Annotated in this window: 6 protein-coding genes; 1 reads left to right on the top strand and 5 read right to left on the bottom strand. The window is 67.0% G+C overall.

Annotated elements, in window-relative coordinates:
- The first annotated feature begins 187 nt into the window (after window positions 1–187).
- Window positions 188–1,156, top strand: coding sequence for an SDR family oxidoreductase (locus tag LL06_RS05905; protein WP_035523565.1), 969 nt, complete (start codon window positions 188–190; stop codon window positions 1,154–1,156).
- 225 nt (window positions 1,157–1,381) lie between these two features.
- Here the strand turns inward: LL06_RS05905 and rpsA are convergent, their stop codons facing one another.
- The 5 genes from rpsA to aroA form a co-directional block, all read right to left on the bottom strand.
- Complete coding sequence (gene rpsA, locus LL06_RS05900) at window positions 1,382–3,088, bottom strand: 30S ribosomal protein S1 (protein ID WP_035523563.1); 1,707 nt, start codon at window positions 3,086–3,088, stop codon at window positions 1,382–1,384.
- Window positions 3,089–3,227: 139 nt separating this feature from the next.
- Window positions 3,228–3,881, bottom strand: a complete 654-nt coding sequence (cmk, locus tag LL06_RS05895; RefSeq protein ID WP_035523561.1) for a (d)CMP kinase — start codon at window positions 3,879–3,881, stop codon at window positions 3,228–3,230.
- Window positions 3,878–4,528: an FMN-binding negative transcriptional regulator gene (locus LL06_RS05890; RefSeq protein WP_035523558.1), complete on the bottom strand. Its 651-nt coding sequence runs from the start codon at window positions 4,526–4,528 to the stop codon at window positions 3,878–3,880. Before LL06_RS05890 ends, cmk begins: the two co-directional genes overlap by 4 nt.
- Before the next feature lie 86 nt (window positions 4,529–4,614).
- Window positions 4,615–5,256: a 2-hydroxychromene-2-carboxylate isomerase gene (locus tag LL06_RS05885; protein WP_035523554.1), complete on the bottom strand. Its 642-nt coding sequence runs from the start codon at window positions 5,254–5,256 to the stop codon at window positions 4,615–4,617.
- Window positions 5,253–6,611, bottom strand: coding sequence for a 3-phosphoshikimate 1-carboxyvinyltransferase (gene aroA / locus LL06_RS05880; protein ID WP_035523551.1), 1,359 nt, complete (start codon window positions 6,609–6,611; stop codon window positions 5,253–5,255). Before aroA ends, LL06_RS05885 begins: the two co-directional genes overlap by 4 nt.
- Window position 6,612 lies beyond the last annotated feature (1 nt).

Genomic DNA, 6,612 nt, shown 5'->3' with positions numbered 1-6,612 from the left:
CCCCCCGCCGCTTCGTTGCGGCGGGTGGTCCTCTGCCGGCGATGAGTCCGTCGGTTCGCGGCCGCCGCCCTGGTTCCCGGCGCGCGTCCCTGCCCCCGCCGCGCCGCGGTCCCGCTCGAGGGAACAAAAGCCGCCGCTGCCCTGTTGTCCCGGAAAGTCCCTTTCACGAGAGTCTCAGGAGACAGCGATGACCGACAACCGATCCGTTGAAGACGCAGTCCAGTCCCAGCGCGCCATCCAGAACCAGGTGGACGCGGCGGACGCGCGCTCCGATGCGCCGGAACCCGGCGCCATGCAGGCGGGCGCCCGGGACTATCCCGTGCCGCCCTTCCCGCAGGGCCACCAGGACAAGCCCGGCACCGAACACACGCTTGATCCGGCGCCGATGTACGATGCGCCGTACTATCGCGGCTCGGGCAAGCTCGAGGGCATGGCGGCGATCGTCACCGGCGGCGATTCCGGCATCGGCCGCTCCGTGGCGGTGCTGTTCGCCCGCGAAGGCGCGGATGTGGCGATCTTCTATCTGAGCGAACACGAGGACGCCGAGGCCACCAAGGCGATGGTCGAGAAGGAAGGCCGCCGCTGCATCGCCATCCCGGGCGACGTCCGCGACAGGGCCCAGTGCGAAAAGGCGGTCGAAGCCACCGTCGAAGCCTTCGGCAGGCTCGACATCCTCGTCAACAACGCCGCCTTCCAGTACCACGCCTTCGACTTCGAGGATCTCAGCCACGCGCATTTCGACGAGACGCTGAAGACCAACCTCTACGGCTATTTCAACATGTGCAAGGCGGCGGTGCCGCATCTGTCGAAGGGCTCGGCGATCGTCAATACCGGCTCGACCACCGGCATCGAAGGCTCGGGCGCGCTGGTCGACTATTCCATGACCAAGGGGGGCATCCATGCCTTCACACGGGCCCTGTCCTCCAACCTGATGGGCAAGGGCATAAGGGTCAATTGCGTGGCGCCGGGACCCGTGTGGACGCCGCTCAACCCCTCCGACCGGCCGAGCGAGCAGGTGAGGGATTTCGGCACCCAGGCGCCGATGAAGCGGCCGGCCCAGCCCGAGGAAATCGCCCCCGCCTTCGTCTTCCTCGCCTCGCCGCAGACATCGAGCTTCATCACCGGCGAGATCCTTCCGGTGATCGGCGGCTATTGAGGAGCGGTCCAAAGCGCCGCGTATCCGGTCGGATGCGCAGAGGTCGCTTTGGATCATGCATTCGTTGTCTATCAAATTCGCCGGAGAATGAGAGACAAGCCTGTTTGTGCGACCTCTGTGACAGACAAGCTTCGTTGCCCCTCAAATTTCACTCAGACAGATAAACAAAAAACCCGCCGGATCGCTCCGGCGGGTTGATGCTTCGGTTCTCAGAGAGAGGGCTGACTATTCGTCGCCGCTCTGCTTCTTGAGCGCCGCGCCGAGGATGTCGCCGAGCGACGCGCCCGAGTCGGACGAACCGAACTGTGCGACGGCTTCCTTCTCTTCGGCGATCTCCAGGGCCTTGATCGACAGGCCGACCTTGCGGTCCTTCTTGGAGAAGTTGGTCACGCGGGCGTCCAGCACCTGGCCGACCGAGAAACGCTCGGGGCGCTGCTCATCGCGGTCGCGCGACAGGTCCGAGCGGCGGATGAACGAGGTGAGGTCTTCGTGATCCACCAGAACCACCTCGACGCCGCCGTCATTGACCGCGGTCACCTTGACCGAGACAACGGCGTTCTTGCGCAGGTCGCCCGAAGCGGCGGCATCGCCGATCGAATCCCGGCCGAGCTGCTTGATGCCGAGCGAGATGCGTTCCTTGTCGACATCGACGTCGAGAACCACGGCCTTGACCATGTCGCCCTTGTTGAACTCCTCAATGACCTGTTCGCCCGGACGGTTCCAGTCGAGGTCGGAGAGGTGAACCATGCCGTCGACATCGCCTTCGAGGCCGATGAACAGGCCGAACTCGGTCTTGTTCTTGACTTCGCCTTCGACTTCGGTGCCCGCGGGGTGGCTCTGGGCGAACACTTCCCACGGATTCTCGAGCGTCTGCTTGAGGCCGAGCGAAATGCGACGCTTGTTGGGGTCGACTTCGAGCACGACCACGTCGACTTCCTGGGAGGTCGACAGGATCTTGCCGGGATGTACGTTCTTCTTGGTCCAGGACATTTCCGAAACGTGGATCAGGCCTTCGATGCCCGGCTCCAGCTCGACGAAGGCGCCGTAGTCGGTGATGTTGGTCACGGTGCCGGTGATGCGCTTGCCGGCCGGGTACTTGACGCCGATGCCATCCCACGGATCGCTCTCGAGCTGCTTCATGCCGAGCGAGATGCGGTGCGTGTCCTGGTTGATGCGGATGATCTGGACCTTGACGGTCTGGCCGATCGACAGGATTTCCGACGGATGGTTGACGCGGCGCCAGGCCATGTCGGTGACGTGCAGCAGGCCGTCGATGCCACCCAGGTCAACGAACGCACCGTAATCGGTGATGTTCTTGACCATGCCTTCGACCGTCTGGCCCTCTTCGAGGTTCTGGACGATTTCCGAGCGCTGTTCGGCGCGGCTCTCTTCGAGCACGGTGCGGCGCGAGACGACGATGTTGCCGCGGCGCTTGTCCATCTTGAGGATTTCGAACGGCTGCGGGATGTGCATCAGCGGCGAGACGTCGCGGATCGGGCGGATGTCGACCTGGCTGCGCGGCAGGAAGGCCACGGCGCCGTCGAGGTCGACGGTGAAGCCGCCCTTGACCTGGTTGAAGATGACGCCTTCGACGCGCTCCTGCGCGTTGAACTTCTCTTCGAGGCGGACCCAGCTTTCCTCGCGGCGAGCCTTCTCGCGCGACAGCATGGCTTCGCCCAGCGCGTTCTCGATGCGCTCGACATAGACTTCGACTTCATCGCCGACCTTCAGCGTGCCGTCCTTGGCCTTGGCGCCGAATTCCTTGAGCGGCACGCGGCCTTCGACCTTGAGGCCGACGTCGATGATGGCGACGTCCTTCTCGATGGCGATGACGATGCCCTTGGCGACATAGCCTTCGGCCAAGTCCTGCGTGGCAAGGGATTCGGCAAACAGGGATGCAAAATCCTCTGTCATGTTGGCAGTTTGTGACATGAATTCTCCTGGCGACCGCAAAATCGTCGTGCGGTCGGATGCGCCTTGTTGGTGTTGGTCGGACCGGCGATGCCTGTCTGTCCCTGACCTTCATTGAGGCGGGACAAGTACGGCGCGGGACAGGCTCGCTGGCGTTCGTTCAGCGTTCGAGCGCAGTGTCCACAAGGGCACGGGCGGCGTCGAACGCGGCTTCTATACCCATTTCGGTCGTATCTAGCAAGTGCGCATCGGCCGCGGGCCTGAGCGGCGAATCGGTGCGCCCGGTGTCGCGCGCGTCGCGCTTTTCGATGTCGGCCAGGATCGTCGCCAGATCCGCCTGGCCGCCGTTGCCGACGATTTCGTCGTGGCGCCGGCGGGCGCGGGTCTGAGGGCTTGCGGTGACATAGAATTTGACGAGCGCGTCGGGGCAGACCACCGTGCCGATGTCGCGGCCATCGAGCACCGCGCCGGGCGGACTGAGGGCGAAGGCGCGCTGCGCCTCGACCAGCGCCTTGCGCACCCGCGGCATGACCGCAACTTTCGACGCGGCCTCGCCGATCTCGTGGGCCGAGAGCACCGACCGGTCGAGATGGCCGAGATCGAGATCGGCGGCGATTGTCGCGGCGATCTCCTCGTCATCGAAGGGGAGCCCGCGATCGGCCAGCGCCTTGGCGGTGGCGCGGTAGGTGAGGCCGGTGTCGAGATGGCGGAGCCCGTAATGATCGGCGAGCCGGCGCGACAGCGTGCCTTTTCCGGCCGCCGCCGGGCCGTCGACGGCGATCACGATGTGGCGGGGCGCGGCGGGAACGCTCATTCCGGGCGCCCCGCCGGGTCCGCAAGCCCGCCATAGCGGGACACGAGCCCGGCCATGGCCTCGTCGCCCTCCGCGGTCAACCCGGCATGGACGCCGCGCCGGTCGGCCTCCTGCCGGTTCTGGCTGACCTTCCATTTGCCGGTCAATTCCTGGACTGTGATCTCGATGCCGACGATCCCGCGCAACTGCGCGGCCACGAAGGCGTCGGGCGCGTCGCTGACCTTCCAGGGCGCCGGCCGGGCTGCCTCGTGGGTGTCCGTCAACTCGCCCACCTGCGGCCGCAGCCACTCTGCGTCCTCATGCACAAGCGCCGTCCCGCGCGCCTGCACCATCGCATAGTTCCAGGTGGGCACCACCTTGCCGTGCTCGGCCTTGGACGCGTACCAGGACGGCGTCACATAGGTGTCAGCCCCCTGGAACACGACCAGCACCTCGGCCCCCTCCCGGATGTGCCGCCATTGCTCGTTGGCGCGCGCGAGGTGCGCGCGCAGCACGGTGACGCCGTCCGTTACCGAGACCAGGAAGGGAAGCGGATTGGCGAGCACGCCCGTGGCCGAGGAGGAGATCAGGAGCCCCAGCGGATGCGCGGCGATCAGCGCCCGCATGACGGCCTCGTCGGTCTCGATGAAATGGGGCGGAGAATACATCTTCTAGATCCTGAAGGAGAAAGCGATAAGCCGGACGCGCGGTGCGCGCTCCGGCCGGCGACCGGCGCTGTCGGGGCGGCCGGCGGTCATTTGCGTTCGATCCCGACCGTGACCGCTGAAAGATGGCGGTAGGGCTCGCGCGTGAACAGGGTCTCGTCATCGAGCCAGGCCAGCAGCATGTCGAAGGCGTCGACGCCCCAGAACACCTCATGCCCCGACGCGGTGGCGCAGACGAAGCTCGGCACCCCGAACACGCCCTGGGCGATTGCCCGGTCTGTGTTGGCGCGCAGCGCCGCCTTGGCGGCCTCGTCGCCGGCAAGGGAAACGTCAAGGCCGGTCGCCGCGGCGAAGGCCTGAAGCTCCTCCTCGGTGTCGGGCGCCCGGCCTTCCGCGAAGACGAAGTCGAAGGCCCGCCCGACGGTGGCGAGATCGGCGCCCGCTCCGGCGAGCAGCCTCAGCGCCTTGAGCGGGTTGAACGGATGGCGCGGCGGGAACCGCATGGTGAGCCCGTGTTTCTGGCCGAGAAAGACCGACAGCCGGTAGGTGTGCAGCCGCTTGGCCGAGATCTCCGCCGGCCCGCGCTGGCCCCAATGGGTGAGGATCGCGCCCAGCAGCACCGGCACCGGCCGGACCGTCACATCCGTCGGCAGTTGACCAAGCCGCTTCAGCGCCACATGGGCGAAGGGCGAGATCAGGTCGTAGGCAAAGTCGATCGTCCGGCCGCTCATGTCTCTTTGATCTCCGCGCCCAGGCCCGTCATCAGGCCGATGAATCCGGGGAAGCTCGTGGCGATCATCGCGCAGTCGTCGACATGGACGGGGTGCTCGCTCGCAAGTCCCAGGACAAGAAAGCTCATGGCGATGCGATGATCAAGCCATGTCGCCACCACCGTCTCCGCGGACCGGGCGCCAAGCCCCTTGCCGCCTGGCCTGCCGCGCACGGACAGCCAGTCCCCGCCCTCGCTGCAGTCGACGCCGTTGATCGCAAGGCCGCGCGCCATGGCGGCAAGCCGGTCGCTTTCCTTGACGCGGAGCTCCGCGAGGCCTCGCATCACCGTCTCGCCGCGGGCGAAACTCGCCGCGATCGCCAGCGCCGGATATTCGTCGATCATCGACGGCGCCCGCTCGGCCGGCACTGTCACGCCCTGGAGCGCGGAGGCGCGGACCCTGAGATCGGCAACCTGCTCGCCGCCGCTCCGGCGCGGATCCAGGATCTCGATCTCCGCGCCCATTTCCTGAAGCGTGAGGATCAGTCCGGTCCGGCCCGGGTTCATCAGCACGTTGCGGATCGTGATGTCGGATCCCGGCACGATCAGCGCCGCCACCAGCGGGAAGGCGGTCGACGAGGGATCGCCGGGCACGTCGATCACCTGACCCTTAAGCACGCCGCGGCCTTCGAGCCGGATCGTGCGCGCACCATCGGCGTCGGTCTCGACCTCGAGGGCTGCGCCGAAGCCGCTCAGCATGGTCTCGGTGTGGTCGCGGGTCATCACCGGCTCGATCACCGTGGTAACGCCGGGAGTGTTGAGCCCGGCCAGGAGCACGGCCGACTTCACCTGCGCCGAGGCCATCGGCACGCGGTAGCTGAGCGGCGCCGGCGCCCGCGGGCCGCGGAGGCTGAGCGGCAGCCGGTCGCTGGCCTCGGCCGTGACCTGCACGCCCATCTGCCGCAGGGGCTCGAGCACGCGGCCCATCGGCCGGCCCGACAGCGAAGCGTCGCCCACGAAGCGGGTCGTGAAATCGTAAGCCGCCACCAGCCCCATGGTCAGCCGGCAGCCGGTGCCGGCATTGCCGAAATCGAGCGGCGCCTCGGGCGCGAGCAGGCAGCCATTGCCGACGCCATGGACGATATAAGTGTCGCCCAGTTTGCGGATACGTGCCCCCAAGGCCTGCATCGCCTTGGCGGTGGCGATCACATCCTCGCCTTCGAGCAGGCCGGTGATCCGGGTTACCCCCTCGGCGAGGCCGCCCAGCATCAGCGCCCGGTGGGAAATCGACTTGTCGCCGGGAATGCGGACGTCGCCCTTGAGCGCGCCGCTTCGCGCGGCGGTGGCGGGACGGAGCGGGGCTGTGGCATGTCCCATG

This window comes from Hoeflea sp. BAL378, from assembly GCF_000759435.1.
In the GTDB taxonomy this organism is placed as follows: Bacteria; Pseudomonadota; Alphaproteobacteria; order Rhizobiales; family Rhizobiaceae; genus Hoeflea.
Note: the sequence above shows the minus strand (reverse complement) of the source record. Positions and strands in the feature narration are given on the sequence as shown.

Excerpts from the sequence above, each read along its gene's own strand:
- LL06_RS05885 (WP_035523554.1), bottom strand. The coding sequence starts at position 5,256 with ATGAGCGGCCGGACGATCGACTTTGCCTACGACCTGATCTCGCCCTTC.
- LL06_RS05890 (WP_035523558.1), bottom strand. The coding sequence starts at position 4,528 with ATGTATTCTCCGCCCCATTTCATCGAGACCGACGAGGCCGTCATGCGG.
- cmk (WP_035523561.1), bottom strand. The coding sequence starts at position 3,881 with ATGAGCGTTCCCGCCGCGCCCCGCCACATCGTGATCGCCGTCGACGGC.
- aroA (WP_035523551.1), bottom strand. The coding sequence starts at position 6,611 with ATGGGACATGCCACAGCCCCGCTCCGTCCCGCCACCGCCGCGCGAAGC.
- LL06_RS05905 (WP_035523565.1), top strand. The coding sequence starts at position 188 with ATGACCGACAACCGATCCGTTGAAGACGCAGTCCAGTCCCAGCGCGCC.
- rpsA (WP_035523563.1), bottom strand. The coding sequence starts at position 3,088 with ATGTCACAAACTGCCAACATGACAGAGGATTTTGCATCCCTGTTTGCC.